The 25,920-nt window shown below is 74.0% G+C and carries 25 protein-coding genes and 1 tRNA gene; 17 read left to right on the plus strand and 9 right to left on the minus strand.

Annotated elements, in window-relative coordinates; all coding sequences use genetic code 11:
• Nucleotides 1-1,218, minus strand: a 1,218-nt coding sequence (locus MWU57_RS18430) for a sensor histidine kinase (RefSeq protein WP_246909290.1), incomplete at its 3' end; no start/stop codon positions are given.
• A gap of 138 nt (nt 1,219-1,356) precedes the next feature.
• On the opposite strand from MWU57_RS18430, the gene MWU57_RS11350 reads away from it, so the two are divergent.
• On the plus strand, nt 1,357-2,118 hold the full coding sequence (locus tag MWU57_RS11350; protein ID WP_246909291.1) for a GAP family protein: 762 nt from the start codon (nt 1,357-1,359) through the stop codon (nt 2,116-2,118).
• Nucleotides 2,119-2,125: 7 nt separating this feature from the next.
• On the opposite strand, the gene MWU57_RS11355 is transcribed toward MWU57_RS11350, so the two are convergent.
• Nucleotides 2,126-2,767: an HAD family hydrolase gene (locus tag MWU57_RS11355; RefSeq protein ID WP_246909293.1), complete on the minus strand. Its 642-nt coding sequence runs from the start codon at nt 2,765-2,767 to the stop codon at nt 2,126-2,128.
• A 104-nt stretch (nt 2,768-2,871) separates the two neighbouring features.
• Here MWU57_RS11355 and MWU57_RS11360 point away from each other — a divergent pair, with 104 nt between their 5' ends.
• On the plus strand, nt 2,872-3,759 hold the full coding sequence (locus tag MWU57_RS11360; RefSeq protein ID WP_246909294.1) for a sugar phosphate isomerase/epimerase: 888 nt from the start codon (nt 2,872-2,874) through the stop codon (nt 3,757-3,759).
• 27 nt (nt 3,760-3,786) lie between these two features.
• Here MWU57_RS11360 and MWU57_RS11365 read toward each other — a convergent pair whose 3' ends face one another.
• Complete coding sequence (locus MWU57_RS11365) at nt 3,787-4,392, minus strand: TetR/AcrR family transcriptional regulator (RefSeq protein ID WP_246909295.1); 606 nt, start codon at nt 4,390-4,392, stop codon at nt 3,787-3,789.
• Between the two features lie 52 nt (nt 4,393-4,444).
• Here MWU57_RS11365 and MWU57_RS11370 point away from each other — a divergent pair, with 52 nt between their 5' ends.
• From MWU57_RS11370 to MWU57_RS11380, 3 genes are all read left to right on the plus strand, one after another.
• Entirely contained in the window at nt 4,445-5,011 is a 567-nt protein-coding gene (locus MWU57_RS11370) for a DinB family protein (RefSeq protein WP_246909296.1), read from the plus strand.
• A gap of 71 nt (nt 5,012-5,082) precedes the next feature.
• Nucleotides 5,083-6,090 (plus strand): hypothetical protein, encoded by a 1,008-nt coding sequence (locus MWU57_RS11375; RefSeq protein WP_106264485.1) that lies wholly within the window; start codon nt 5,083-5,085, stop codon nt 6,088-6,090.
• A gap of 755 nt (nt 6,091-6,845) precedes the next feature.
• Nucleotides 6,846-7,892 (plus strand): pirin family protein, encoded by a 1,047-nt coding sequence (locus tag MWU57_RS11380; protein WP_246909297.1) that lies wholly within the window; start codon nt 6,846-6,848, stop codon nt 7,890-7,892.
• A gap of 12 nt (nt 7,893-7,904) precedes the next feature.
• On the opposite strand, the gene MWU57_RS11385 is transcribed toward MWU57_RS11380, so the two are convergent.
• The gene (locus MWU57_RS11385) at nt 7,905-9,224 is read right to left on the minus strand and encodes a hypothetical protein (protein WP_246909298.1); all 1,320 of its coding nucleotides are present in this window, start codon (nt 9,222-9,224) and stop codon (nt 7,905-7,907) included.
• 247 nt (nt 9,225-9,471) lie between these two features.
• Here MWU57_RS11385 and MWU57_RS11390 point away from each other — a divergent pair, with 247 nt between their 5' ends.
• Nucleotides 9,472-10,032, plus strand: a complete 561-nt coding sequence (locus MWU57_RS11390; RefSeq protein ID WP_246909299.1) for an RNA polymerase sigma factor — start codon at nt 9,472-9,474, stop codon at nt 10,030-10,032.
• Nucleotides 10,033-10,043: 11 nt separating this feature from the next.
• Nucleotides 10,044-11,009 carry a CU044_5270 family protein gene (locus tag MWU57_RS11395; protein WP_246909301.1) on the plus strand — a complete coding sequence of 322 codons (966 nt, stop codon included), beginning with the start codon at nt 10,044-10,046 and terminating at the stop codon, nt 11,007-11,009.
• A gap of 35 nt (nt 11,010-11,044) precedes the next feature.
• On the opposite strand, the gene MWU57_RS11400 is transcribed toward MWU57_RS11395, so the two are convergent.
• Nucleotides 11,045-11,536, minus strand: coding sequence for a DUF6328 family protein (locus MWU57_RS11400; RefSeq protein ID WP_246909303.1), 492 nt, complete (start codon nt 11,534-11,536; stop codon nt 11,045-11,047).
• 156 nt (nt 11,537-11,692) lie between these two features.
• On the opposite strand from MWU57_RS11400, the gene MWU57_RS11405 reads away from it, so the two are divergent.
• Nucleotides 11,693-12,163, plus strand: a complete 471-nt coding sequence (locus tag MWU57_RS11405) for a DUF4395 family protein (protein WP_246909304.1) — start codon at nt 11,693-11,695, stop codon at nt 12,161-12,163.
• A gap of 68 nt (nt 12,164-12,231) precedes the next feature.
• Here the strand turns inward: MWU57_RS11405 and MWU57_RS11410 are convergent.
• A tRNA-Gly gene (locus tag MWU57_RS11410) sits at nt 12,232-12,302 on the minus strand.
• Nucleotides 12,303-12,407: 105 nt separating this feature from the next.
• On the opposite strand from MWU57_RS11410, the gene dcd reads away from it, so the two are divergent.
• The 9 genes from dcd (at nt 12,408) to MWU57_RS11455 (ending at nt 22,827) form a co-directional block, all read left to right on the plus strand.
• Nucleotides 12,408-12,983, plus strand: coding sequence for a dCTP deaminase (gene dcd / locus MWU57_RS11415; RefSeq protein ID WP_246909305.1), 576 nt, complete (start codon nt 12,408-12,410; stop codon nt 12,981-12,983).
• Between the two features lie 104 nt (nt 12,984-13,087).
• Nucleotides 13,088-14,212, plus strand: coding sequence for a hypothetical protein (locus MWU57_RS11420; RefSeq protein WP_106264505.1), 1,125 nt, complete (start codon nt 13,088-13,090; stop codon nt 14,210-14,212).
• Between the two features lie 92 nt (nt 14,213-14,304).
• Nucleotides 14,305-17,190: a Na+/H+ antiporter subunit A gene (locus MWU57_RS11425; protein ID WP_246909306.1), complete on the plus strand. Its 2,886-nt coding sequence runs from the start codon at nt 14,305-14,307 to the stop codon at nt 17,188-17,190.
• Entirely contained in the window at nt 17,187-17,741 is a 555-nt protein-coding gene (locus tag MWU57_RS11430) for a Na(+)/H(+) antiporter subunit C (RefSeq protein WP_246909307.1), read from the plus strand. The genes MWU57_RS11425 and MWU57_RS11430 overlap by 4 nt, the downstream gene beginning before the upstream one ends.
• The gene (locus MWU57_RS11435) at nt 17,738-19,342 is read left to right on the plus strand and encodes a Na+/H+ antiporter subunit D (RefSeq protein WP_246909308.1); all 1,605 of its coding nucleotides are present in this window, start codon (nt 17,738-17,740) and stop codon (nt 19,340-19,342) included. Before MWU57_RS11430 ends, MWU57_RS11435 begins: the two co-directional genes overlap by 4 nt.
• Nucleotides 19,339-19,941 carry a Na+/H+ antiporter subunit E gene (locus tag MWU57_RS11440; protein WP_246909309.1) on the plus strand — a complete coding sequence of 201 codons (603 nt, stop codon included), beginning with the start codon at nt 19,339-19,341 and terminating at the stop codon, nt 19,939-19,941. The genes MWU57_RS11435 and MWU57_RS11440 overlap by 4 nt, the downstream gene beginning before the upstream one ends.
• Nucleotides 19,941-20,273: a monovalent cation/H+ antiporter complex subunit F gene (locus MWU57_RS11445; RefSeq protein WP_246909311.1), complete on the plus strand. Its 333-nt coding sequence runs from the start codon at nt 19,941-19,943 to the stop codon at nt 20,271-20,273. Before MWU57_RS11440 ends, MWU57_RS11445 begins: the two co-directional genes overlap by 1 nt.
• Complete coding sequence (gene mnhG, locus MWU57_RS11450; protein WP_106264515.1) at nt 20,270-20,791, plus strand: monovalent cation/H(+) antiporter subunit G; 522 nt, start codon at nt 20,270-20,272, stop codon at nt 20,789-20,791. Before MWU57_RS11445 ends, mnhG begins: the two co-directional genes overlap by 4 nt.
• Before the next feature lie 116 nt (nt 20,792-20,907).
• Complete coding sequence (locus MWU57_RS11455) at nt 20,908-22,827, plus strand: heavy metal translocating P-type ATPase (protein ID WP_246909313.1); 1,920 nt, start codon at nt 20,908-20,910, stop codon at nt 22,825-22,827.
• Here the strand turns inward: MWU57_RS11455 and MWU57_RS11460 are convergent.
• The 3 genes from MWU57_RS11460 to MWU57_RS11470 form a co-directional block, all read right to left on the minus strand.
• Nucleotides 22,773-23,297 (minus strand): methylated-DNA--[protein]-cysteine S-methyltransferase, encoded by a 525-nt coding sequence (locus MWU57_RS11460; RefSeq protein WP_246909314.1) that lies wholly within the window; start codon nt 23,295-23,297, stop codon nt 22,773-22,775. The genes MWU57_RS11455 and MWU57_RS11460 overlap by 55 nt on opposite strands.
• The gene (locus MWU57_RS11465; RefSeq protein ID WP_246909315.1) at nt 23,294-24,835 is read right to left on the minus strand and encodes an AlkA N-terminal domain-containing protein; all 1,542 of its coding nucleotides are present in this window, start codon (nt 24,833-24,835) and stop codon (nt 23,294-23,296) included. The genes MWU57_RS11460 and MWU57_RS11465 overlap by 4 nt, the downstream gene beginning before the upstream one ends.
• A 76-nt stretch (nt 24,836-24,911) precedes the next feature.
• Nucleotides 24,912-25,907, minus strand: a complete 996-nt coding sequence (locus MWU57_RS11470; RefSeq protein WP_246909316.1) for an alpha/beta hydrolase — start codon at nt 25,905-25,907, stop codon at nt 24,912-24,914.
• Between the last annotated feature and the right edge of the window lie 13 nt (nt 25,908-25,920).

A 25,920-nucleotide genomic window follows, 5' to 3' on the forward strand; every position in this document is an offset into this window, starting at 1 on the left:
CACGACACGCCGCTGAGCCGCGTGACCCGACGGCGCGTCGTGCACCCACAGCGAGGGGAGGGGGTTGCTGATGCGCAGGGTCAGACCGGCGCCCTCGTCGAGGGCGACCGTCACGGGTTCACCGGGGGCGTGCTTGCGGGCGTTCGTCAGCGCCTCCTGCGCGATGCGGTGCAGGGCCTGCCCGACGGCGGCCGGGACCGCACGGCCCGCGAGCTGCTGCGGGTCGTCGACGGTGACGTCGTCGCCGGCCGAGCGCGCCGTCCGCACCAGCTCGCCCAGCCCGTCGAGGCGGCCCGGGGCGGTGAGCGGGTCGGGCGGGACGTCGGCGCGCAGCAGCTCGATCATCGACCGCATCTCGGTGAGCGAGGCGACCGAGCTCTCGCGCACCTGCTCCAGGGCGGCGCGGTCCCGCCCCGCATCGGGCGGCAGGGCGAGCGCCGCGCCGGAGTGGATCGCGATGGACGACAGGTGCGAGGCGATGACGTCGTGCAGGTCGCGGGCCATCGCCGCCCGCTCGGCCTGGACGGCCTCGTGCCGGTCCAGAGCGGCGATGCGGGCCTGGTCGGCGGCGCGCTCGCGCTCCAGGTCCGCCGCCCGGGCGGCCTCGTCGGCGCGGGCCCGCTCGAGGTCGGCGAGCTCGGACTTCTGCCGCACGTTGTCCGCCCACCACATCGGCATCACCACGACCGCGGCCATCTGCAGACCGGCGAACACGAAGTAGCGCAGCTCCTGGCTCGCCTCCCCGGCAGCGACCGCCACCGCCAGGGTGAGCGTCGCCGCGGCCGTCCACAACCAGGTCCGCGCCGTGCGGCCGGTCCGCAGGACGGCCTCGTAGAGCAGCTCCCACAGCACCACGAGCAGGATCGCCAGGCTGCCGCCCCACACGAGGTCGAGGGCCACGACGGCGAGGCCGGCGGCGAGCGCGAGCAGCGGGTGCGTGCGCTTGGCGAGGAGCACCAGGCAGCCGACGGCGAGCAGCGCGACGCGCCACCACGGCTCCGGGTCGACCGAGCCCAGCGGTCCGACCTGCTGGACGAGGTCGACCAGCCCGACCCCCAGCAGCACGAGGCCGACGACGAAGGCCACGACGGCACCGAGCACGTCCGCCAGCAGGTCCTCACCGGTCCACGCCCGCAGCGGGCTCCACGCCCGCAGCGGGGTCCACGCCCGGAGCGGGCCGCGCCGCGGGCTCGCGCTGGCGGAGGGCTCGGTGCTCACGTCCCCATCCCAGCACAGCGCGCGGAGCGGCGGATCGGCGAAAGGATGGACACGCCGCGCCAGGAGCCTCGGAGGCGGGCCCGAGGATCATCCGTCCGGCGGACGCCGCGGACCTGCTCCCCGGGCGATGCTCGGCCCATGGACCTTCCAGTGGACCTCGTCGGGACCGAGGGCGGGCTCGTCGCGATGGCGGGCGTGCTCGTCGTGCTCGCGCTCGTCGACTCGACCAGCTTCGGCACCCTGCTCGTTCCCGTCTGGCTGCTCCTGGCCCCCGGCCGGGTGCGGTCCGGTCGCGTGCTCGCCTACCTCGGCACCGTGGCCGTCGCCTACCTGCTGATCGGTGTCGCGGTGCTGCTCGGTGCCGGTGTGGTGCTCGCACGGTTCGGCGACGTCCTGGAGTCGCGGCCGGTCCTGCTGGCGCAGCTCGTGCTGGGCGTCGGCCTGCTGGCGCTGAGCTTCCGGTTCGACGGCAAGCGGTCGGCCCGCCGGGCCGAGGCGGCCGGCGGGCGGCCGGGTCGGTTGGCGCGGTGGCGCGGACGGGCCCTCGGGCTCGACCCCGGCTCCTCGTCCGTGCTGCCGCTGATGGGCCTGGCGCTCGGGGCCGTCACGCTGGAGGCGGCGACGATGCTGCCGTACCTGGCCGCGATCGGCCTGCTGACGGCGTCGGACCTCGCGACCCCGGTGACGGTGGGGATCCTCGCCCTGTACTGCGTGGTGATGGTGCTGCCGGCGCTGCTCCTGCTCGGCGGACGCCTGGTGGCGGCACGGTGGATCGACCCGCTGCTGCACCGCCTCGAGCGGTGGTTGTCGAAGAACGCCGCCGAGATGACCGGCTGGGTGCTCGGCGTCGTCGGTGTGCTGCTCGCCCTGGACGCCGTCGGGCGCCTCGGGTGGACGTGAGCCGCCGTCAGGCGAGGAGGCCCGGCAGCTCGAGCAGCGAGTCGACGACGTCGACGCGGCCCGCGGCGGGGCGCGTCGCGTGCAGGTACCCCCACGGTCCGCGACGGACCAGCACGGGCCGCATCCCGGCGTCGGCCGCCGGGAGAACGTCGTTGTCGAGGCGGTCGCCCACGTAGGCGATGTCCGACGGCGGCACTCCGGTCAGCTCCGCCACCGCGGCGAAGAACCGGGGGTCGGGCTTCTCGACGCCCCACTCGTCGGAGGTGCGGATGCTGTCGACGGGCAGGTCCATCGCCTCGAGCGCGGCACGCGCCTGGGGCGGCTGGTTCCCGGCGACGACGACGGCGAACCCGGCGTCGCGCAGCGCGGCCAGAGCGGGGCGGACGTCGTCGTAGAGGTCGTCCGCGTCGAAGTTCTCACGCAGGTCGTCGGGGTCGTCGACGGCCCACCGGGCGATCTCCGCGGGCAGGTCGATGCCGGGACGGGCGAGCTCGAACGCGTCCTCCAGCGGACGGTCCGTGGCGGCGCAGGCACCGATCAGGCCGAGGAACGTGCCGGCCGGGACGCCGAGCCGGCCCGCCCAGCGGGAGAAGATGCGGGTCTCGTCCACGAGGGTCTCACCGACGTCGAACACCACCGCGCGCACCATGTGCCCGAGCCTAGCCTCCGCGCCGGGCATGGGATGCGCGCTCTTCGGGGGGCAGAGGTAGCGTGTTCAGCGCACGTTCAGATCCCCGGCCTAAGGTGAGTGACATGACCGATCCGGCGATCCCCGTGACGCTGTCCACAGCGTCCGTCTACCCGCGCCGTGCGGCGTTCGCCTTCGAGTCCGCGGCCGAGATCGGCTACGACGGCGTCGAGGTCATGGTCTGGTCCGACCCCGCCACGCAGGACCCGAAGGCGCTCTCGCGGCTCGCGGCCGACACCGGCATGCCGATCCGCTCGATCCACGCCCCGACGCTGCTGGTCAGCCAGCGGGTGTGGGGGCGGTCCCCGGCGGACAAGCTCGCCCGAGCCGTGGACATGGCGGGCGAGCTGGGCGCGCGGACCGTCGTCGTGCACCCGCCGTTCCGCTGGCAGTACCGCTACGCCCGCAGCTTCGAGGAGCAGGTGCGCGAGCTCAACGCGGCCAGCCCGGTGACCGTCGCGGTGGAGAACATGTACCCGTGGCGCCCCCACTCCCGGCTCGACCGGGAGCTCAAGGCGTACCTGCCCGGCTGGGACCCGATGGAGCACGGCTACGACGCCGTGACGCTCGACCTCTCGCACGCCGCGATCGCGCAGCAGGACGGCCTGAGCCTGCTCCACGAGTTCGGCGACCGCTTGCGGCACGTGCACCTGGCGGACGGCACGTTCAACGCGCGCGACGAGCACCTCGTGCCGGGACGGGGCGACATGCACTGCGACAAGGTGCTGACCGAGCTGGCCCACTCCGGGTTCGACGGCGACGTGGTGCTGGAGATCTCCACCCGCAAGGCGTACGACGCCCACGAGCGGCACACCGACCTCGTGGCCGGGCTGGAGTTCGCGCGCGCCTACCTCTCGCCGGAGCCCGTCCCGTACACGCCGCCGCCCCCGGAGCACCGGCACCGTCCGGCGGACGCGTGGGAGCCGGAGCGCCCCGGCCTCGCGGGCTCCTGACCTGGCGGGCTCCTGACCCCGCGGGGGTCAGGCGGCCAGCGAGGGGCGGGCGCCGACCGCGCGGAGCACGAACGTCTCCGCGGCGCTGATGGCGCGCTCCCGGGCCGCCGGCTCCTCGGGGATGAGCCGGCCCGAGAGGCAGGCGTTGACGAGCTGCACGGTCGGCTCGATGTCCTGGCGCGGGAACGAGCCGACGGCGATGCCGTCGTGCAGGATCCGCTTGAGGATGGACTCCACGATCTCGGCGTGCTCGCGCAGCCGGTTCTGCGTGGACCGGGAGAGCACGGTCCGCAGGTCCGGGCCGGGCGCCAGGTGGAAGACGCGTGCGAGCTGGGCCTGCTGGCGGATGTAGGTGCGCAGCTGCTCCACGGGGTCCTGGACCTCGGCGAGCGCGCGCTCCAGCGTCAGGGCGTACTGCTCGGTCTCGTGGGTGATGAACCCGAGGAGCAGCGACTCCTTGTCGGAGAAGTGGTTGTACACCGCGGTGCGCCCCACGCCGGCCGCCGTCGCGATGTCGGCCAGCGTGATCGTGTCGAACCCGCGCTCCGCCATGAGCGTGGACAGCGCCGCGAACAGCTTGTGCCGGGTCATCTGGCGGTGCTCGTGCAGACTCTTGCCGATGATCTTGGGCATGCTGACATCATAGGCAGCGTGTGTCAGGTCAAGGGCCGCTATCCTCCCGGTTGTGACTGATGACACCGGTGGCCGGGAGCCGGAGCGCGAGGGCACCCGTGACGGCATCGTCCCCGACACCAAGGACTGGACGTGGGTGATCGAGCGCCCGTGCGACGAGTGCGGCTTCGACCCGACCGGCGTCGACCCCCTCGCCGTCGGTGACGCCGTCCGGGCGACCGTCCCGGCCTGGCAGGGCGTCCTCGCCCGGCCCGAGGTCCGGCGTCGGCCCGCCCCCGGGGTCTGGTCGCCGCTGGAGTACGCGGCCCACGTGCGCGACGTCTTCCGGGTCTTCGACGAGCGGCTCGCGCTCATGCTGGCGACGGACGGCGCGGCGTTCCCGAACTGGGACCAGGACGCGGCGGCGGTGGCCGGCGGGTACGCGCAGGCCGACCCCGCGGTGGTCGCCACCGAGCTGGCCGCCGCCGCGGGCGCCGTCGCCGACCGGTTCGACACCGTGCGCGTGGACCAGCTCGAGCGGGTCGGGCGGCGCTCCAACGGGTCCACCTTCACGGTGCGGACCTTCGGGCGGTACTTCCTCCACGACGTCGTCCACCACCTCCACGACGTGCGCGCCTGACCTGCCGCCCGTCACACGCCTGTAACACGCGGGGCTTATGGCGGACGGCGGGGAGGAGTACCTTGCGCGACATGTCGTACGTGCAGACGCTCGTCCCGCCGGAGCACGCCTCGAACCACGTCCTCGTCGTGCCCGAGGCGTGGGGGCCCGACCGTGTCCGGGGACTCGCCGACGCATGGTTCCCGGACGTGCGGTGGCTGAAGGAGCCGCGGGCCGACGCCGCCCCGCGGCCCCACGGCGGCGCACGCTTCCGGGGCATGGCCACCGGACCCGCCCAGCAGGCCGGGCCCGGCGTGCTCGGCGTCGGCGACGAGCACGGGGCGGCCGGGCCGTTCCCGGTCAGCGAGACGCTGTCGCCCCAGGCCGGTCTGACCGGGCGGGCCGCGGCGTACGCCCTCGGCCGCGTCGACGGCATGTTCGACGCCCGTGCCGGGCGACCGACGACCACGGAGGACCGCGACGGCATCGCGCGGGCCTTCGCGGCCGGGCTGCCCGAGGGCGAGGAGCTCCGGCTGGTCCAGTGGGGCGTCGCGGTGGCACGCAAGACCAGCGGGGTGCTGCTCGCCGACGGGCGCCAGCTGCTGCACCCCGACCCGGCGAGCGCCGTGGACCTCGCCCTCTTCGCGGCCCACCTCGTCCCGCCCGACGAGCTGCTCGGCTTGCTGCGCTCGTTCGTCGCGACCGCGGAGCAGGAGTCCAGCACGACGGCCCCCGACGGCACGGCCCGCACGCGCCTCGTGGCGCGCACTCCCTACGACGGCACCATCACGGTGGAGGCGGAACGCGTCGAACGCGTGCCGCGCGCCCTCGTCGGGCTCGACTGGCGCGAGTACGGGCCGCACACCTACCGGATGGCGTGGGTGCCGCAGGACCCCTACGAGCTGGGTCTCGAGCAGCCCTCCGGGGTCCACGTCATCGCCCGGGCGCGCATGCGGGCGATGATCGCGCGGATCGCCCTCCTGCTGCACTCGACGGTCGGCGGCGCGATGGTCGACGACGGGGCTTTCCTCGCGACGACGGCGGAGGTCGAGCGGCGGACGGCCGAGGACCAGCGCACGGCGTCGCGCGCCTGGATCTGAGCGGGTGGCGCCGGGGGACGCCGCCGCCGTTGTCCACAGGTGTGTGGAGGACCGGCGCCGTGCGCCGGTACCTGCGACGACGCCGGTGAACGCCGGGCTCGTCGTCGGTGCCCGGTGGCGGGACGGGCGAGCCGGACATCCCTCTCGAACGGCTCGGACCCGCAGGATCCTGCGGCTGCGACTCGTTACCACGCTGTTCCCGCGGTCGACAACTCGACCGGCCTCCCGCCGTCGAACCTCCCGACGGCGCGCCGGTGCTGGCGTGTCGTCCACAGATTTCTTCCACAGGGTTGTGGACGGTATGGGGATTCCGGGCGTCGGGCTGTGGACGACGCTGTGGCCGAAGATCCACGGCCCCCGACCCCTTGCAGACCTCCTCCAGCGGGTCTAGAAACGTGGCTATCGGTCTCGACGGGATGTGGCACGGATCACGGTGACGTGGCAGTGGCGCAGACCGCCGGGATGAAGGTCGACCGGAGAACGACGGGCCGATCCGCACCGAGTGCGGGCCGTGGGTGACGACACGGGTGTCCGGCGGCGCCGGAAGACCAGCCGCGTCCGAGGACTCTGCGGAGAACGGGCCGGCCGAGGCGACGACGCATCAGGCCTCGACCGGTTTGGCAGAAGATCCGGAGCTGTGACGTCGACGCAGCGCCCCGACAGCGATCGCTGGGGAACGCGGTGATGCCGAGGCCCCCGGCCGCCCCGGGGGCCTCGGCCGCCCGTGGGAGCGCGACCGCGCGTAATCTCGGCCCATGAGCAACCTCGAGACGCGTCCCGCCGAGCAGGTGTGCGAGGCCGGGAGCGCGGCCGGCGGTATCGAGCTGCTGGACGCGCGCGACGTCCCGCTCGGGGGACCGCGCGCCATGACGGTCCGCCGCACCATCCCGCAGCGCCGACGGTCCCTCATCGGGGCGTGGTGCTTCTGCGACCACTACGGCCCGGACGACGTCTCGTCGTCGGCCGGCATGCAGGTGCCGCCGCACCCCCACATCGGGCTGCAGACGGTGAGCTGGTTGTTCGCCGGGGAGATCCTGCACCGCGACTCCGTCGGCTCGCTGCAGACCGTGCGCCCGGGCGAGCTCAACCTCATGACGGCGGGCCGGGGCATCTCCCACTCGGAGGAGTCGCCGGAGGACGCGTCCGAGCACCCGCGGCCGCCGACCCTGCACGGCGTCCAGCTGTGGACGGTGCTGCCCGGCGAGGCGAAGGACGGCGAACCGGCCTTCGAGCACCACGCGAACCTTCCCGTCGCCGTGCATGCCGGCGTCCGTGTGCAGGTCTTCATGGGCACGCTGCGGGTGGCGGGCGAGGCGCTGGTGTCGCCGGCTCGCACCTGGACCCCGCTCGTGGGGGCCCAGCTCGACCTGGAGGCCGGGGCGTCGGTCGAGCTCGACGTCGACCCCGGGTTCGAGCACGGCCTGCTCGTCGATGCCGGCGAGGCGCGACTGGAGGAGACGACCGTCCCGGTGGGCACGCTGGCGTACGCGGGACCGGGCCGCCGCCGGCTCGTCGTCTCGGCGGGCGAGGAAGCCGTCCGCGCGGTCCTCATCGGCGGCACGCCGTTCGACGAGGACGTCGTCATGTGGTGGAACTTCGTGGGGCGCAGCCACGAGGAGATCGTCGAGGCGCGCGCGGACTGGGCCGCGCAGGTCACCGATGCGGACGACGGCGGCACCGGCTACGCCGCGGGATCCGCCGACCGGCGCTTCGGCCGGGTCGACGGGTACGCGAGCGGGCCGCTGCGGGCTCCGGCCCTCCCGGACGTCCGGCTCCGACCACGCCGGCGACCGGGGGAGTGAGCCCCGCCGTCGTCAGGGGAAGGTGATCCGGAGCTTGGCGCTCCGCATCCCCGTGCCGATGTTGACCACCTTGATCTTCAGGTCGCCGCTGCGGCTGGTGAACGTCTGCCCCTCCCGCATGGTCGACCGGCGGTTCGACTCGCGCCCCATGGGCACGATGAGGTGCTCCCCCGGGTAGGCCCAGGTGGAGGACCCCCCGGCCATCCGGCTCACGGTGATGCCGTACCGCACGGTGTAGTCGGAGGACGCCCGGTAGGGCAGGCGGGTGTACGGGTAGCGCACGCCGGGCTCCGCTCGCCGCAGCTCGATGAAGTAGACGTCACCGGTGCGCGGGTCGCGGGCACGGACCAGCGTGGGCCGCCGCGTGTCGCGGTGCCGCGCGGTGAGGAGCACCGTCTGGTTGCCGTCCCGGGCGCCCACGTACCGCTGCTCGGACCGCGGCAGCACCCCGAGCCGGCGCTTCTGGGCGCCGGAGAGCGCGGGGACGCCGTCGGCCGCGAACTCGGACCCCATCAGGTCGAGGGGGTCGAGGCCCTCGGCGGCCCCGCAGCGCGAGCTCTTGAATCCGCCGTCGGCCTTGCCCTCGCACCAGCCGACACCGGAGTGCTCGAGGCCCATGTTGTGCGCGAGCTCGTGCGCCAGCGTGGCCACGCCCTTCTCGTACTGGCCGTGGCCCCACCGCTGCCCGGAGCCGTAGCCGTTCGGCCCGCCGAAGAGCGAGAACGTCCACCCGCCCGGTGAGTTGCGCCCGGCCTTCGACGGCATCGAGCCGAGGCCGACCTTGCCCCCGCAGGTCGTGCCGTAGCGGGACCCGCCCGCGTAGTCGCCCTTGCGGTAGGGGAAGAGCACGGCGAGATGGGCTCGGCGGTCCGGCCCGCGGTCGGCGGACGTGTACCAGCGCTTGCCGTAGTGCTTGGACCCGCCGCGCTTGACCTGCTTGAGCACCTGCTGGGTGGTGCGGCACGCCCCGTCGCCCGTGTTGATCCGACGCACCTTTCCGGAGCGGACGAACTTCACCTTGCCGCCGGACTGCTCGGACCAGTAGACCGACACCTCCTTGAGGAGGCGGTCGACATCAGAGCGGCGAATCCATTTCTTGACGCGCTTCTGCGAGACGTTCTTCGGTGTCGCGACGACGACCTGCACGGTGTGCTGCTTCTTGCTGGTGGTCGCCGCCGTCGCCAGGGCGCGGGTGCCGTCGTTCGCCGACGACCGCCCGAATCGGGACGAGTCCACCGAGGACTCCCAGGTCACAGGGCTGGCGTCGTGCGGTTCCCGCACGTCCGGGGCGGCCGCGGCGGCGGTCACGTCGACCAGGAGCAGAGCGGCCACGACAGTGGCGACCACAGGAAAGCGGAACGACATATCGAGCCCCCGAGCCGATCGACATCGATTTGTCGGAGCGTATCGACGAAGTGCGGAACGTGCCTGTCGAGCGATAATGTCCTTTTGGTCTGATATCGGATTTTCGGCATGGTCCCCGCGAGGAGATCGCGGCACGCCAACGGCACCGTCGACACCGTGTGTTGCACTTGCGCGCGGTCGAACGACGTAGGGGTGTGAGACGAAGGATGAGGTCGTGACAGCCGGCCCGGACATGGTGTTCAGCGAGGTCTTTCGCGCGATGTACCCCGAGGTGCTGCGGTTCGTGCAGCGGCGTGCAGGGCCCGACGCCGCCGAGGACCTCGCGGCCGAGGTCTTCACGATCGCGTGGGGAAAGTGGGGCGCCGTGCCGCGTGAGGTCCGTCCGTGGCTGTTCGGCGTCGCCCGGAACGTGCTGGCCGAGGACCGGCGTGTCCAGGGACGGAGACGCCGGCTCGAGCTGCGGCTCGGCGGTGAGCGGGAGCCGCTATATGACGAGGTCGGTCTGACAGCCATGACGGTGGACCTGCAGGTCGCGTGGGCCCGGCTGAGTGATGTCGACCGCGAGGCACTTGCTCTGGTCGCCTGGGACGGCCTGACCGGGCGCGAGGCGGCTCAGGTGCTCGGCTGCACACGAGCGGCCTTCTCCGTCCGCCTCAGCCGGGCGCGCCGGCGCCTCAAGCGCCTGCTCTCCGACGTCGAACCGCACGCGGCCACGGGTTCCACTCCGTGCGTCGCTCATGACTCCACGCCGTCCACCCTCAAGGGAACGCCATGACGAAAAGCTTGATGGATGACCCGGTGATGCGTCGCCTGGCTGACGCCGACCCTGTGCCTACCGGCCCCCTGACTCTGGCCGAGACCGCGCGAGCCCAATCCGTGCTGTACCGCATCATGGCTCGACCGCGGACCGCCGTGCGCCGCTCGCACCGACGGCGGTTGTGGACCCGAGGGGCCGCAGCCGCAGCCGCGCTCGCCACCGCACTGCTCGCCGGGACGTTCGCCACGACACCGGCATCGGCACGGTACGTCCTGCTCGAGGCGGCAGCCGGTGCCGCGGTCCAGCCGGTGGAGGATGGCGAGTACTGGTACGTGCGGTCACAAGAGGACGATCCGCGATCGGTTCCGTACCAGCGCGAGGTCTGGAGGTCTGCGGACAGCTTCCTCCTGCGAAGCGAGTCCTCGGCCGCTTTCGCGGCATGGGAAGCGGGCGTGTCGTTCCTGGATCCTGAACTGGTCCGGGTGCAGGACATGAGCAACGACGACGGGACCATCGCGGGGTTCGGAGACGGTGTGCAGCTCACCTGGGCAAAGCTCGAGTCCTTGCCCAGCGATCCTGATGCGCTCTCCCGGCAACTCACCGCAGAGCTTGCCGTCTCGGGACACGGCGGTGACTGGGACCTGTGGAACCAGGTCGTCGGCATGCTGCAGGAGAGCCCTGCTTCACCAGAGCTGCGTCGTGGGTTGTGGCAAGTTCTCTCCGGCATCTCGGGCGTGGAACTCGTCGGGGCCGTCACCGACAGCGCCGGGCGCGAGGCGACGGCGATCCAGGCCGACTTCACCGACAGGAGGCTGCCGCGGTACGAGCTTCTGCTCGATCCCGGGGACGGGGCCTTGCTGGAGACCCGGGTCTACGACCTCGACGACTCGCTGCTGTTCCGCTCGACCGTGCTGGAGCAGGGCTACCGGGATGCAGCACCGGCGCCGGAGCCCCCGCTCTGCGGACCCGGCTCCGCACCCGAGCAGTCCTGCTGAACCGGTGGTACCTGTCGGCGTGCGCCGGCGTGGTGTCAATGCCGTCGTCGGATGACCACGGGCAGCACGACCCACAGCCCGAGCAGCAGCAGGGCGCACCCGCCGCCGACGATCAGGCCCGCCGTGCGGTCCAGCACGACGTCGAAGACGAGCAGCGCCGTGGAGGACAGCGCGACGGCGAGCAGCACCAGGGCGGCACGGGTCATCCGGTCGCCGACGGTGACGACCGGCCGCTTGAGGTGCTTGCGGAACAGCGCCCGGTGGATCGCGACCGGCGCGACGAAGAGTCCGGTGGCCGCGATGCAGGTCAGCAGATCGACGAGATAGACGTTGCGCTGGAAGGTGTCGAGATCCTCGAACCGGGACTGGAACGGCAGGATCAGCAGGAACCCGGTGAGGATCTGCACGCCGGTCTGCATGACGCGTAGCTCCTGGAGCAGCTCGACCCAGTTGCGGTCGGAGCGCTCCTCCGGCGACTCCTCGCGGCCGTCCTGGCGGTGCTCCGGCGTCCCGGCGCTGCTGGACATGCTCTCCTCCTCATGCCGTTCGAAGGGTCCTCATCGTGCCATCGGCCCCGACACGTCGCAGCGGTGCGCGGGCCCCCGGAGCTGCTCGACGAGCGCGAAGAGTAGGGTGAAGGGTGCCGTGAGTTCGACAGCGGCCCGCACCGACAGGAGCGCCACATGGGCGGCTTCGAGATCACCTCGTGTCCCCTGAGGAACCAGGTCGATCCGCGCGCCCTGCGGTTCGCCGCCGGCGCCACGGCCCTCGTGCTCGCCGTCGTGCTGCTCACCGTCGGCGCCGCTCGGCCCCTCGCCCTCGGGCTGCTCGCGTCGCAGGTCGCCGTGTTCGGTTTCACCGCGTTCGTGAGCGTGCAGTGGTCCGTGTGGGCACAGCTCTTCGCGCGCGTCGTCTGGCCCCGGATCGGCGCGGCGACGCAACTGGTAGACGCTCGCTCGGCGCGCTTCGCCCAGCTCCTCGGTTTCGTGCTGACCGCCGCGGCACTGGTGGGCTTCGTCCTCGGCGCCGACGGTGCGGCCAGCGCCCTGATCGTCGTCGTCGTGGCCGCGGCAGCCGTCGACGCCGCCACGGGCCGGTGCGCGGGGTGCGCGATCTACCGGCTGGCTCGCCGGAGGCGCTCGCACGCCGGGTGAGGGCCCGTGCCCCGCACCGGGAGACGACGAAGGGCCCGGCCGTCCTGGCCGGGCCCTTCGAACTGCGGAGCGGGTGACGGGAATCGAACCCGCGCTATCAGCTTGGGAAGCTGAAGTTCTACCATTGAACTACACCCGCACGATCGTCCTCGACGACGCGCGTCCCGATCATACCCAACACCCCGCCACATGCCGAAACCGGGCGCGCGGTGCACGCCGGGGGGCGGCCGACTACCGTGTCCACGTGCTGCTCTCCGACCGCGACATCCGTGCCGAGCTCGACGCCGGGCGCGTCGCCCTGGACCCCTACGACCCGGAGATGGTCCAGCCGTCGAGCATCGACGTCCGGCTCGACCGGTACTTCCGGCTGTTCGACAACCACCGGTACCCGTTCATCGACCCGTCCCAGGAGCAGCCCGAGCTGACCCGCCTGGTCGAGGTGGAACCCGGTGAGCCCATGGTGCTGCACCCGGGGGAGTTCGTCCTCGGCTCCACCTACGAGGCCGTCACGCTGCCCGACGACGTCGCCGCGCGGCTCGAGGGCAAGTCGAGCCTCGGCCGCCTCGGCCTGCTCACGCACAGCACCGCGGGCTTCATCGACCCGGGCTTCTCCGGGCACGTCACCCTCGAGCTGAGCAACGTGGCGACCCTGCCGATCACGCTGTGGCCGGGGATGAAGATCGGCCAGCTCTGCTTCTTCCGGCTCTCCTCGCCGGCCGAGCACCCGTACGGCTCGGAGCGCTACGGCTCGCGCTACCAGGGTCAGCGCGGCCCGACGGCGAGCCGGTCCTGGCAGTCCTTCCACCGCTCGGACGTATGAGCGCGTACTACCGGGGTGGCCGACGTCGGTACGCTCGGTCCCGCCGCGCGGGTTCCACGACCAGGCACGACGCGGCGCCCCGGTCCCGGAAGGAGCTCCGTCAGATGGCCAAGCAGTCGCCACCGTCCCTGCCACCGCTGCCACGTGCGACCACGCAGGGCCACCAGGCCCGGCACCTGCTGGCCGTGCCCGCCGACGTCCAGGTCGACGAGGTCGAGGTGCTGGCGATGTCCCGGTTCTCGGGCGCGCGCTGGGACGTGGCTCCGGCCTCCCTCCTGGGTGCCGACCTGCCGGCCGGACGGATCGCCGCCCCGGGAGAGCCGGGCGTGCTCCGCCTGACCCGGCACAGCCACGTCCACGGCCCCTACGCCCCGCGCGGTGACGGCATGGACCTCGGCCTGCCCAGCAGCACCGAGATGGTGTTCGACGTGATCACCCCGCGCGAGCGCTGGGACGACCCACCGTTCCCCGGCGGCGGGGACCGTGACGGGATCGCCCGGTCCTTCCCCTCGGGTCTGCCGAACCGCGAGGAGGAGCGCGTCGTGGCATGGCTGGTGGCGGCCGCCCGCCGGCTGGGCGGTTCGGCGCGGCTCGACGTCGCGGCCCTGTGGGACCCGGCGGAGGAGGCGCGGCGCGGCCCGGGTGCCGGCGTCGTGCTCACCCCGGACCCCGGTGCCGCCGTCGACCTCACCGTCTGGTCGGACATCTGGTTGGACCCGCAGGCCGCGCACCGCGTCCTGCAGGAGGTGCACCCGCGCGTCGTGCTCGCCACGGAAGGTGCCGACTACCAGGGCCCGCCCCCCGGGATCGCCGACAAGCCGCTCTACCCGGGCGAGAAGATGGACCCGGACGTGCGGCGTGCGCTGCACGCCCGCGCCGACGACTTCGACATCGCCGCGCTCCAGGAGCCGGTGGTCCTGGACGGGTACGGGCTCACCATCGACCTGGGCCACGACGGCTACGTCACGGTGGAGGTCAGCGGCGACGAGGTGCTGCCCCTGCTCGTCAAGGAGCTGCCGTGGGCGGCGGGCGGCGCCATCTGCTACCGCGTCGTGTGGGACCCGCCGGACCTCCACGAGGCGCAGCGGGAGTTCCCGCAGCCCGCGCTCGTCGTGGCGCGCCGTCGGGCCTCGGACCTGGTCGGCAAGGTGGCGGCCGCCATCCAGGCGGCGGTCGGCGGCGAGATCGCGGACGAGTCCGAGTTCCTGCTCGCCCCCGAGGACCTGTAGCCCGACGCCGGCGCCCACCGCCGACCGGCCTCATCAGAGGTCCGGCGATACAGTGAAGCCCCCTCGCCCCGCCCCCGGACGGACGGAGTGTCGTGCTGCCGGTCCTGCTGCTCACCTTCCTGCTGGCGCTCGCCGCGCCGGCGTTGGTCGCCTGGTGGGGCCGGCGTGCGTTCTGGGTGCTGGCCCTGGGGCCCGCGTCGGCCGCCGCCTACGCGCTGGCCAGCACGGAGCGGGTCGCCGCCGGCGACCTCCCCGTCTCGAGCACCCCGTGGGTGCCGGGCCTGGACCTGTCGATCGACCTGCGGCTCGACACGCTCTCGTGGCTGCTGCTCCTCGTCGTCGGGGGCGTGGGCGCGCTCGTGCTCGTCTACTGCAGCGCCTACTTCTCCCGGGACGCGGAGGGCACCGGCCGGTTCGCCGCCGTCCTGACGGCCTTCGCCGGCGCGATGATCGGCGTCGTCACCGCCGACGACCTGCTGCTCCTGTTCGTCTTCTGGGAGCTCACCACCGTCTTCTCCTACCTGCTGATCGGTCACTACGCCGAGCGCAAGACCTCCCGGCGCGCGGCGATGCAGGCGATCGTCGTGACGACGGGCGGCGGCCTCGCGATGCTGGTGGGCCTCGTGGTCCTGGGTGTCTCGACGGGCACGTGGCGCATCTCCGAGGTCGTGGCCGCCCCGCCCACCGGTGCCGCCGCCGTCGTCGCCACCGTGTGCCTGATCGCCGGCGCCGCGACCAAGGCCGCGCTCGTCCCGTTCCACTTCTGGCTCCCTGCGGCGATGGTGGCGCCGACGCCGGTGTCGGCCTACCTGCACGCCGCGGCCATGGTGAAGGCCGGCGTCTACCTCGTGGCTCGGTTCGCCCCCGGGTTCGCCGAGCTGGCCGTGTGGCGGTGGCTGGTCCTGCTGCTGGGCGGCGGCACGCTCCTGCTCGGCGGCTACCGTGCGCTGCGCCAGCACGACCTCAAGCTCGTCCTGGCGTTCGGCACCGTGTCCCAGCTCGGCCTCATCGTGCTGCTGGTGGGCCTGGAGAGTCGCGCGCTCGCCCTGGCCGGGCTCGCGATGCTGGGCGCGCACGCGATGTTCAAGGGCGCGCTGTTCCTGGTGGCCGGCGCGGTGGACGTCGCCACGGGCACCCGTGACATGCGCAAGCTCTCGGGCCTGTGGCGCACCATGCCGGTCGCCGCCACGGCGGCCGCGCTGGCGACGGCGTCCATGGTCGGCCTGCCGCCGTTCGCCGGCTACGTGGCGAAGGAGGCGGCGCTCGAGGGGCTCTGGCACGACGCGACCCACGGCGGGGGCGTGGTGGTGGTGGTCGCGCTGGTCGCCGTCGTCGTCGGCTCGGTCCTGACCGTGGCCTACAGCCTGCGGTTCCTCTGGGGCGCGTTCGGGACCAAACCGACGGCGGCCGACGGCGGAGCGGCCGAGCCGACGCCGGTCGGACGGCGCTCCTGGTTGCTCGTCCTGCCGCCGCTGGTCCTCGGCCTGCTCGGGCTGGCGGCGGGTCTGACGCCGTCGACGGGCGAGCGGCTGCTCGGCCCGTACGCCGCGTCCTACCCGGCGGGCGAGCCGGGCCACCTGGTGCTGTGGGCCGGCCTGACGCCGGCGCTGGGCCTGTCGGTGCTGGTGCTCGCGGGCGGGGCGGTCCTGTTCTGGCAGCGACGGCCGGTCGAGCGGCTGCAGGGCCTCGCCTGGTCCCCGCGGGCTGCGGACCTGGTCTACCGCCGGTCGATGCGCCGGCTCGACGACCTGGCAGCCGACGTCACGGGCGCCACCCAGCGCGGTTCCCTGCCCGTCTACCTGAGCATCATCCTGGTGGTGCTGGCGGTGGCACCGGGGGCGGTGATCGCGTCGGGGCTGCTGGGCGGCAGCACCGTGGTCCCCGCGGCGGTGGCCTGGGACCGGCCGGCGCAGGCGGCCGTCGTGGCCGTGGTGGTGGCCGCCGCGGTGCTCGCCGCCCGTGCGCGGCGACGCCTCAAGGCGGTGGTGCTCGTGGGCGTCGCCGGGTACGGCAACGCCGGGCTGTTCCTCCTGCACGGCGCCCCCGACCTCGCCCTCACCCAGGTGCTCACGGAGACGGTGACGCTCGTCGTCCTCGTGCTGGTGCTGCGCCGGATGCCGACGTACTTCTCCGACCGGCCGCTGGCGGCCAGCCGGTGGCTCCGGCTCGTCCTGGCGGTCGTGACCGGCGCCGTGATGATGGCGCTGACGTTCGCGGCCCCGCTGGCCCGGGTCGCGATCCCGATCAGCGTGGACTTCCCCGAGGAGGCCGTGGAGTTCGGCGGAGGCCACAACATCGTCAACGTCACGCTCGTCGACATCCGCTCGTGGGACACCGTCGGCGAGATCTCCGTGATCCTCGTCGCGGCGACCGGCGTCGCGTCGATGGTCTTCCTGCGGCAGCGCAGCGGTGAGCTGCTCCGGCTCTCCCGGGCCGACGCCGACGGCCTCGGACCGGACGGCCACACCCGTGACGTGTGGATCGCCGCCGGGCGCACCGTGTCGCCCGCCCGCCGCTCCGTGATGTTCGAGGTGGTCACCCGGCTGATCTTCCACGCCATGATCGTCGTGGCGCTGTTCCTGCTCTTCAGCGGCCACAACGCGCCCGGCGGCGGGTTCGCGGCAGGGTTGATGGTGGGCATCGCGCTGACGGTGCGCTACCTGGCCGGCGGCGGGTACGAGCTGGGCGAGGCCCTCCCGGTGCAGCCGGGCGTGCTGCTCGGCTCCGGGCTGTTCCTGTCCGCCGGGGTGGGGCTGGCGGCCCTGCTGACCGGCAACGAGGTGCTGGAGAGCGTCATCATCGACCTCACCGTGCCCGTGCTGGGCAAGGTGCACCTGGTGACCTCGCTCTTCTTCGACGTCGGCGTGATGCTCGTGGTGGTCGGCCTCGTCCTCGACCTGCTGCGCACCCTCGGCGCCGAGATCGACCGGCAGAGCGAGCAGCGGTCACGTCCCCGCTCGACGGAGGGGGTCGCGTGATCGTCCTGGAGAACACCCCGTCGGCCGTGCTGCTCCTCGCCGTGGGCGTGCTGTGCGGCGCCGGCGTCTACCTGCTGCTGGACCGCCCGCTCACCCGGGTGCTGCTCGGCATCGTCCTGCTGAGCAACGGCGCCAACCTGATGCTCCTCGTCGCGGGAGGCCGCGCGGGGGCGTCGCCGGTGGTGGGCAACGCCCCGGCGGACGTGCGGATGAGCGACCCGCTCGCGCAGGCCATGATCCTCACGGCGATCGTCATCACGCTCGCGCTGACGTCGTTCGTGCTCGCGCTGGCGTACCGGTCCTGGCAGCTCCACGGCCACGACGAGGTCGCGGACGACGAGGAGGACCGGCGCGTGGCCCGGCAGGCCGCCGACAACGCGCCCGCGTACGAGGACTCCGACGCGGCCGAGACGGGCGAGACGCTGGACGAGGAGGCGGCCACCGTCTACGACCAGGTGGTCGAGCGTGCGGAACGGCTGCGCGCGCAGCGTGGGCGTGACGAGCGTGACGAGCGCGACCAGCACGGCCCGCAGGGTGGTGGTGCGCGATGATCGACACCGCTGCGCTGTGGTCCGTGCAGACCCTCGTGCCGCTGCCCGTGCTCCTGCCGCTCTTCGCGGCCGGTCTCACGCTCGCCCTGCACCGGTACGCGAACGTCCAGCGGGTCATCAGCGTCACGGCGCTGTCGGTGACGACGGCGTCGTCGGCCGGGCTCATGGCGGCGGCGGACAACGGCCCGGTGGTGGTGGACGTCGGCGGCTGGGCGGCACCCGTCGGCATCGCCCTGGTCGCGGACCGGCTCTCCGCCCTCACGCTCACCGTGAGCGGCGTGATGCTGCTGTGCGTGCTCCTCTACTCCCTCGGACAGGGCATCCCCGAGGGGGAGGACCCCCGCGAGGGTGGCCGCTTCGGCGGGACGATCCCGGTGGCGATCTTCCACCCGACGTACCTGGTGCTGGCCGCGGGCGTCGCCAACGCGTTCCTGACGGGCGACCTGTTCAACCTCTACGTCGGTTTCGAGATCCTGCTCGCGGCGTCGGCGGTGCTGCTGACGCTCGGTGGGACGGCGGAACGGGTGCGGGCCGGGTCCGTGTACATCGTCGTGACCTTGATGTCCTCGCTGCTGTTCCTCACGGCGATCGCCCTGATCTACGCCGCGACGGGCACCGTCAACATGGCGCAGCTCGCCGAGCGCCTGCCGGACATCGACCCCACCGTGCGCCTCGCGCTGCAGGCCCTGCTGCTGCTGGCGTTCGCCATCAAGGCGGCGATCTTCCCGCTGGCCGCCTGGCTGCCCGACTCGTACCCGACCGCCCCCGCCCCGGTGACGGCGGTCTTCGCGGGCCTGCTGACCAAGGTGGGCGTCTACTCGATCCTGCGGACCCAGACGCTGCTGTTCCCCGACGACGACGCCGTGGACCGGGTGCTGATGGCTCTCGCGCTGGCCACGATGCTGGTGGGCATCCTGGGCGCCGTCGCCCAGAACGACGTCAAGCGGCTGCTGTCGTTCACGCTGGTGAGCCACATCGGCTACATGATCTTCGGTGTCGCGCTCGCCTCCGAGGCGGGCACCGCCGCCGCCATCTTCTACGTGGTGCACCACATCTCCGTCCAGACGGCGTTGTTCCTCGTGGTGGGGCTCGTGGAGTGGCGGGGCGGGTCGACGTCGCTGGACCGGCTGGGCGGTCTGGCCCGCCTCGCACCGGTCCTGGCCGTGCTGTTCTTCGTCCCGGCGATGAACCTCGCGGGCATCCCCCCGTTCTCGGGTTTTCTGGGCAAGGTGGGGCTGATCACCGAGGGCGTCCGGGACGGGTCGGGCCTCGCGTGGGCGCTGGTCGTGGGATCGGTGGTCACGTCGCTGCTCACCCTCTACGCCGTCGTGAAGGCGTGGAACAAGGCGTTCTGGCAGGAGGCGCCGTCGGGCGTCGCGCGTGACCTGGCCCTGCCGCGCAGCCTGGTGCTGCCGGCGGGCGCCCTCGTGGCCTTCGGCCTGGCGCTCACCGTGGTCGCCGGACCGCTGTACGGCTATGCGGAGCGGGCCGCGCGCACCTCGATGGACGGGTTCACCTACGTCAACGCCGTGTACCCCGGCGGGTCGGAGCGCGGCACGGGCGAGTCGGTGGAGGTCTCCGAGGACGAGGGGCAGCCATGACCGAGCAACCGCGCCGTCGTGCCGGCGCCCTGCGCCGTGTGGTGGGCCGCCCGGTGGCCCAGTGGCCCGCCGTGGTGCTGCTCGCCGCCGTCTGGGTGCTGCTGTGGGGCGACCTGTCCTGGGCCAACGTGATCGCGGGCGCGCTCCTCGCCGTCGTGGTGGTGGTGGCCTTCCCGCTCCCGCCGATCAAGGCCGACGCCGCGTTCCGGTTCCTGCCGTTCTGCCGGCTCGCGTGGCGGTTCGTCGCGGACCTGGTGGTCGCCTCGCTCCAGGTGGCCTGGACCGCCCTGCGGCCCGGCCCGCCGCCGCAGGGGGCGATCGTGCGGGTGCAGCTGCGCAACCCGGACGACGTGTTCCTGACCCTCACCTCGGTGCTGGCCACCCTGGTCCCGGGGACGCTCGCGGTGGAGACCAGCCGGCGGACCGGTCGCGTGTTCGTGCACGTGCTCGACATCGAAGGGTTCGGCGGGGCCGACGGGGTGCGCCGCAGCACCGAGGAGCTCGAGGAGCGCGTGCTGCGGGCCCTCGCCGGTGACGCCGTCCTCGAGCGGTGCGGCCTGGCGGGACCGACGGAGCACCACGAGGAGGTGCCGACCTGATGGTCGTGGTGGTCGTGATCGCGGCGGTGCTGGTGGCGGCCGCCGCCCTGATGGCGCTGGTACGCGTGGAGCGCGGCCCCTCGATGCTCGACCGCGCGCTCGGCCTGGACCTGCTGACGGCGAGCCTCGTGTGCGCGATCGCCATCGAGGCCGTGTGGTCGCGACGCACCGAGACGGTGCCGATCCTCCTGGCGCTCTCGCTGGTGGGGTTCGTGGGCTCGGTGGTCATCTCGCGGTTCGGCGTCCGCCAGTCCGGGTCCCGGCCGGACGTGGGGGCGGAGTCGGGCGCACCGGCGGAAGCCGGGTCCACGGACGAGGAGGAGCCCGTATGACGGAGGTCGACGCCGGCACCTGGACGACGGTCGCTGACGTCGTCGCCGCGATCTGCCTGCTGGCCGGCGCCTTCCTGACCTTCGCGGCCGGCGTCGGGGTGCTGCGGTTCCCCTCGCTGCTCGACCGGATGCACGTGGTGACCAAGCCGCAGGTGCTCGGCCTGCTCCTGCTGCTCCTCGCCCTCGCGCTGCGGGTGCGCAGCTGGTCGGCGGTGTCGATGCTGGTCCTGGTGGCCGTGTTCCAGCTCGCGACGGCGCCCGTGGCGGCGCACCTGGTCAGCCGCGCCGGGTTCCGCACCGGCAAGGTGGACGAGGCCGTGCTGCGGCCGAACGAGATGGCGGGACCGCTCGACGCCCCCGACGACGAGGACGCCGACGGTGCCGACGACGGTGCCGACGACGGTGCCGACGGTGCCGGGCCGGTCGACGCCGACTCCGCTGAGCCGGACCATCCCGGGCCCGGTGGTCCGGGACGCACCTTGGACGACGATCCCGCCGGCCGGCCCCGGGACCACTGAACCGGCAGGACCTTCGCCTCTGGCCTCCCACCGGCGCGGCTCCGCACGGTGGTGGTGGGGTGCGGCGGACGCCGCGGCCCCGCGTGCGTCCGCCGAGGCCGCAGAGGTGGTTGCTGATGAGGACGAGGGACGAACGAGGTCGACGCCTCGCAGTCCGCCGCTATCCGTGGGTCACCGCCACGGTGGCGACGGGGGGCGTCGGCGGCCTGCTCGAAGCGTTCGGTCCGGCCGGGTCGGCGCAGATCGCCGTCTCGGCCTTCGCGCTCGTCCTCGTCGTGGTCCGGGGGCGCCGCATGGTCATGGACCTGCGTGCCGGTACCTACGGCGTCGACATGCTGGCCGTGCTGTCGGTGGCCGCCACGGTGCTGGTCGGCGAGTACTGGGCAGCGTTGGTCGTGTGCCTCATGCTCTCCGGCGGGGAGGCGCTCGAGACCTCGGCGAACGGCCGGGCGCGCCGCGAGCTGACGGCTCTGCTCGCCCGGGAGCCCCGCGTCGCCCAGCGCGCCGGGCCCGAGGGGGCGCTCGAGGAGGTACCCGTCGATCAGATCCGGCCCGAGGACGAGGTGTGGGTCCGGCCGGGGGAGGTCGTCCCGGTGGACGGGCTCCTCCTCACCGCGGCCGCGACGTTCGACGAGTCCTCGCTGACCGGGGAGTCGCTCCCGGTGGAGCACCACCGCGGTGACCCGGTGCTCTCGGGCTCGGTCGCCGGCTCGGATGCGGTGCGGGTGCGTGCCACGGCGACCGCGGCGACGTCGCAGTACCAGGCGATCATCGAGCTCGTGAAGCAGGCGCAGGCGTCCAAGGCGCCGTTCGTCCGCCTCGCGGACCGCGTGGCGGTGCCCTTCACGGTGGTGGCGCTCCTGGTCGCTGCCGCGGCCTGGGCGTTGAGCGGGGACGCGACCCGGTTCGCGGAGGTGCTCGTCGTCGCCACCCCCTGCCCGCTGATCATCGCCGCGCCCGTGGCGTTCATGTCGGGGATGTCCCGCGCCGCGTCGAACGGGATCATCGTCAAGTCCGCGGGCACCCTCGAGCTGCTGTCCCGGGTGCGGACGGTCGCCCTCGACAAGACGGGGACGCTCACCCGGGGTGCACCCGTCGTCGCGGAGGTGCTGCCCGTCCCGGGGCGCAGCGCCGAGGAGCTGCTCGCGCTCGCGGCCTCCGTCGAGCAGTACTCGGTGCATGCGCTGGCCGCCGCCATCGTGCGGGCCGCGCACCAGCGCGGCATCGAGCTCTCGCCCGGGCACGACGTCGTGGAGGAGACGGCCCGTGGTGCTCGCGCGGAGGTCGACGGGCACGCCGTCGCCGTGGGCAAGCTGGCCTACGTCGGTGAGGACCCCCGCCACCCCGCCCCCCGGCCCGGGGCCGGGCAGATCGGTGTCCACGTGGCGGTCGACGGCTCGTACGCGGGGACGGTGCTCCTCGCGGACGAGCTCCGACCCGAGGCCCGCCACACGCTGGCGGCCCTGCGCGGCGCCGGGGTCCGCACCACCGTCATGCTCACCGGGGACGCCGAGGTCACCGCCCGGCACGTCGCGGACCAGGTGGGCATCGACGACGTGCGCGCCGGGCTCCTGCCGCAGGACAAGGTCGACGCCGTGCGACGGCTGCCGGACCGCCCGGTGCTGATGGTGGGGGACGGGGTGAACGACGCGCCCGTCCTCGCCGTGGCCGACATCGGCATGGCCATGGGGGCACGAGGCTCGACGGCCGCGACGGAGTCGGCCGACGCGGTGGCGGTGCACGACGACCTGGCGCGCACCGTCACGGCGGTGCGGATCGGTCAGCGCACCGTGCGCGTCGCGTGGCAGGCCATCGCGCTCGGGATCGGGCTGTCGTCGCTGCTCATGGTCGTGGCGGCCACCGGGCGGCTCCCCGCGCTCGCCGGCGCATGGCTGCAGGAGGGGGTCGACCTCGCCTGCATCCTGTGGGCGCTCCTGGCCACGCGCCCCGGACGGGACGAGACCCGGTCCGGGGCGACAGGTCAGGCCGCGGCGCGCTCGCGGGCGAGCAGCGACTCCTTGATGTCCAACCCGTAGCGGAACCCGCCGAGCGTCCCGTCGCTGCGCAGCACGCGGTGGCACGGCACGAACAGGGCGGCGGCGTTGCGGGCGCACGCTCCGGCGGCGGCGCGCACGGCTGCCGGCCGACCGGTCCGGTCGGCGTACTCGGTGTACGTCACCCGGGTCCCCGGCGGGACGGTCCGCAGCACCTCCCAGGCGTGCTGGCGGTAGGGCCCGGACCGCTGCCGTACGGGCACCTGCCCGACGCCGGTCGGGTCGCCGGCGTAGTAGGCCCGCACGGCCGTCGCGGGGGCCGCGACGTCGGCGGCGGACTCGGGGACCGCGCGGACCGTCGGGGCGCCCGGGCCGGCCGGCAGCAGCTCCGGGTGGACCAGCGTGAGCAGGGACGCGACGTCGTCGGTCCACCCGGAGGCGAGCACCACGCCGTCGTCGGCGACGATCGTGAACGGGCCGTCGGGGGTGTCGAGGGTGGTCGAGGCGGTCATGGCGAGGTCCTTCCGGTGGGGGCGGCGGCACGCCAGACGTGCCGGGCGGCGTACGAGCGCCAGGGCGCCCAGGAGGCGGCGCGCTCGGCGAGCGCGCGGGGGTCGTCAGGCAGGCCCAGCGCCCGGGCGCCGGCGCGCAGCGCCACGTCGCCCGTCAGCCAGGTGTCGGGGTGGCCCAGCACGCGCAGCGCGACGTACCCGGAGGTCCACGGGCCGATGCCCGGGCGGGCCTCGAGGTCGGCACGCAGGGCGTCGGCATCGGCCCCGACGTCGAGGCGGAGCGTGCCGTCGGCCAGCGCGCGGGCGGTCGTGGTGACCGTCTGCCGCTGGCGGGCGGGCAGCGCGAGGTGGGCGCCGTCGTCGTCGGCGACCTGCGCGGCGGTCGGGAACAGCCGGGTCAGCCCGTCGAACCCGGACGCGTACGGCGTGCCGGCGGCTGCGGTCAGCCGGCCGAGGTGGGTACGGGCCGCGGCGACGGAGATCTGCTGGCCCACGATCGCGCGGACCACGAGCTCGTGCGGGTCGGCGGCGCCCGGCACGCGGGTGCCCGGGGTCGCGGCGACGCTCGCGGCCAGCGCCGGGTCGGCGCCGAGCGCGGCGTCCACGGCGACCGGGTCGGCGTCCAGGTCGAGCAGGCGGCGCACGCGGGCGACGGCGGTGGCGACGTCCTGCAGCGAGGCGAGCTCCAGGCGCAGGGCCACCCGCCCGGGGCCGACGGCGGCACCGGCGGTCACGTGCACGGCGCCGGGGCCGTGGGGCAGCAGGAGCGTGCGGGCGTACGTCGCCTGACGACCGTCGACACTGGCGGTCTCCACGCCCTCGACGGCGCGCGCGCCGAGATAGGCGACGGTCCCGACGGCGTCGAACGGTTCGCGCACGGGGAGCGTGACCTGGAGGCGGACACGGCTGGTGGGCTCGTCCCCGGTGCGGTCCGTGGGGACGGCGATGGCGGGGCCGGTGGCGCGGGCGCGCAGCTCCGTCGGGGTGGTCGCGAAGATCTCCCGCACCGTGTCGTTGAGCTGGCGGATGCTGCCGAACCCGGCGGCGAACGCGACGTCGGCCACCGGCAGGGCGGTGCTGGTCAGCAGGGTGCGGGCGGTCTGCGCGCGGTGCGCCCGGGCGAGGGTGAGGGGGCCGGCGCCGAGGTCCTCGCGCAGCACGCGGCCCACGTGCCGGGGGCTGTAACCGAGGCGGGCGGCCAGGCCGTCGACGCCCTCGCGGTCGACGACGCCGTCGGCCACGAGCCGCATGGCGCGCGCCGTCAGGTCGCCGCGCAGGTCCCACGCCGGGGTGCCGGGCGCGGCCTCCGGCAGGCAGCGCTTGCAGGCCCGGTACCCGGCGCCGTGGGCGGCCGCGCTGGTCAGGTAGAAGGTGACGTTCTCCTGCCGCGGGGTGCGGGCCGGGCAGGAGGGACGGCAGTAGATGCCGGTGGTGCGCACGGCGGTGAAGAACTGTCCGTCGAACCGCACGTCGCGCGCGGCGATCGCGCGGTAGCGCTCGGCGAACACGGGGTCCGGTGCGGTGGCGGGGAGGATCACGAGACCCATCCTCGCGTGCCGTGGCGGCGTTCGGCTAGCGGGATTCGGACATGGCGGTGGGTCCGCCGCGACCCGCTCAGACGGAGGCGTCGAGCCAGCCGACGACGGCGTCGAGGAACTCGTCGCGGGCCGGGGCAGGGGAGAGGGTCAGGTCGTGCGCCCCGCCGCGGACGGTCATGTAGCTGACGTCGTCGCCGAGCACCGGCGCGACGGCGCGCATGTGCCCCACGTCCAGCACCGTGTCGGTGGTGAGGTGCTGGTCGCGGCTGGACCGGTCGGAGGAGAGCACGAGCACCGGGACGTCCAGGTCCAGGCCGCGGGAGAGGCGTCGCTGGGACCGCAGCACCGACCGCAGCCAGACCGCCCGGACGGCGAAGGGCTCGTGCCACTTCCACGCGGGGTCGAACTCCCACTCGCCGCCGTGCTCGGCGTGCAGGGCCAGGGCGTAGTCCGCCACGAGGTGGCTCACCACGGCCCGCGGCGCCACCGGGGCGACCGTCTCCACCATCGCTGTCGCGGCCCAGCGCGTCAGGCGAGGCTTGTTCAACCGGAACCACGGGCTGTTGAGCACCACGGCGTCGGCCCGGCCGGGCCGTGCCGCGGCCCACAGCGGGGCGACCAGGCCGCCCGTGGAGTGGCCCAGCACGACCAGCCGCTCGTGCCCGGCGGCCCGGACGACGGCGGCGGCCGCGTCCAGGTCCTGGGCGTAGACCGCGATGTCCGGCACCTGGTTCGGGTCGTGGCCCGCTGCGGCGTGCGCGCCCCATGAGCGTCCGTGCCCGCGCAGGTCGACGGCGTAGAACGCGTACCCCGCGGCTCCGAGCGCCCGGGCCACGTGCGGGTGGAAGAAGTAGTCGACGAACCCGTGGACCGCCAGCACGGCGACCCGCGCGGGCCTGCCGTCGGGCGCCACCGAAGGTGTGTACCGCACGAGCGTGGCCTCGGCGCCGTCGGGCAGGGGCAGGGTGCGTGCCTCGAAGCCGTCGCCCAGCAGGTCGGGGCGCCAGGCGGTCGGCTCCGGGGACACGGGTGTGGCAGGACCGGGTGCGGCGGGGCCGGGTGCGGACGTCATCCCGCCGAGCCTA

The sequence above is a fragment of the Isoptericola sp. S6320L genome, from assembly GCF_023015685.1.
Lineage (GTDB): Bacteria > Actinomycetota > Actinomycetes > Actinomycetales > Cellulomonadaceae > Isoptericola > Isoptericola halotolerans_A.

Bases quoted from the DNA above. Each gene is read 5' to 3' on its own strand.
- MWU57_RS11400 (WP_246909303.1), bottom strand. From the start codon at position 11,536: ATGTCCAGCAGCGCCGGGACGCCGGAGCACCGCCAGGACGGCCGCGAG.
- MWU57_RS11420 (WP_106264505.1), top strand. From the start codon at position 13,088: ATGGCCAAGCAGTCGCCACCGTCCCTGCCACCGCTGCCACGTGCGACC.
- MWU57_RS11375 (WP_106264485.1), top strand. From the start codon at position 5,083: ATGTCGTACGTGCAGACGCTCGTCCCGCCGGAGCACGCCTCGAACCAC.
- MWU57_RS11380 (WP_246909297.1), top strand. From the start codon at position 6,846: ATGAGCAACCTCGAGACGCGTCCCGCCGAGCAGGTGTGCGAGGCCGGG.
- MWU57_RS11470 (WP_246909316.1), bottom strand. From the start codon at position 25,907: ATGACGTCCGCACCCGGCCCCGCCGCACCCGGTCCTGCCACACCCGTG.
- MWU57_RS11440 (WP_246909309.1), top strand. From the start codon at position 19,339: ATGACCGAGCAACCGCGCCGTCGTGCCGGCGCCCTGCGCCGTGTGGTG.
- MWU57_RS11460 (WP_246909314.1), bottom strand. From the start codon at position 23,297: ATGACCGCCTCGACCACCCTCGACACCCCCGACGGCCCGTTCACGATC.
- MWU57_RS11405 (WP_246909304.1), top strand. From the start codon at position 11,693: ATGGGCGGCTTCGAGATCACCTCGTGTCCCCTGAGGAACCAGGTCGAT.
- mnhG (WP_106264515.1), top strand. From the start codon at position 20,270: ATGACGGAGGTCGACGCCGGCACCTGGACGACGGTCGCTGACGTCGTC.
- MWU57_RS11445 (WP_246909311.1), top strand. From the start codon at position 19,941: ATGGTCGTGGTGGTCGTGATCGCGGCGGTGCTGGTGGCGGCCGCCGCC.
- MWU57_RS11355 (WP_246909293.1), bottom strand. From the start codon at position 2,767: ATGGTGCGCGCGGTGGTGTTCGACGTCGGTGAGACCCTCGTGGACGAG.
- MWU57_RS11435 (WP_246909308.1), top strand. From the start codon at position 17,738: ATGATCGACACCGCTGCGCTGTGGTCCGTGCAGACCCTCGTGCCGCTG.
- MWU57_RS11360 (WP_246909294.1), top strand. From the start codon at position 2,872: ATGACCGATCCGGCGATCCCCGTGACGCTGTCCACAGCGTCCGTCTAC.
- MWU57_RS11455 (WP_246909313.1), top strand. From the start codon at position 20,908: ATGAGGACGAGGGACGAACGAGGTCGACGCCTCGCAGTCCGCCGCTAT.
- MWU57_RS11395 (WP_246909301.1), top strand. From the start codon at position 10,044: ATGGATGACCCGGTGATGCGTCGCCTGGCTGACGCCGACCCTGTGCCT.
- MWU57_RS11350 (WP_246909291.1), top strand. From the start codon at position 1,357: ATGGACCTTCCAGTGGACCTCGTCGGGACCGAGGGCGGGCTCGTCGCG.
- MWU57_RS11365 (WP_246909295.1), bottom strand. From the start codon at position 4,392: ATGCCCAAGATCATCGGCAAGAGTCTGCACGAGCACCGCCAGATGACC.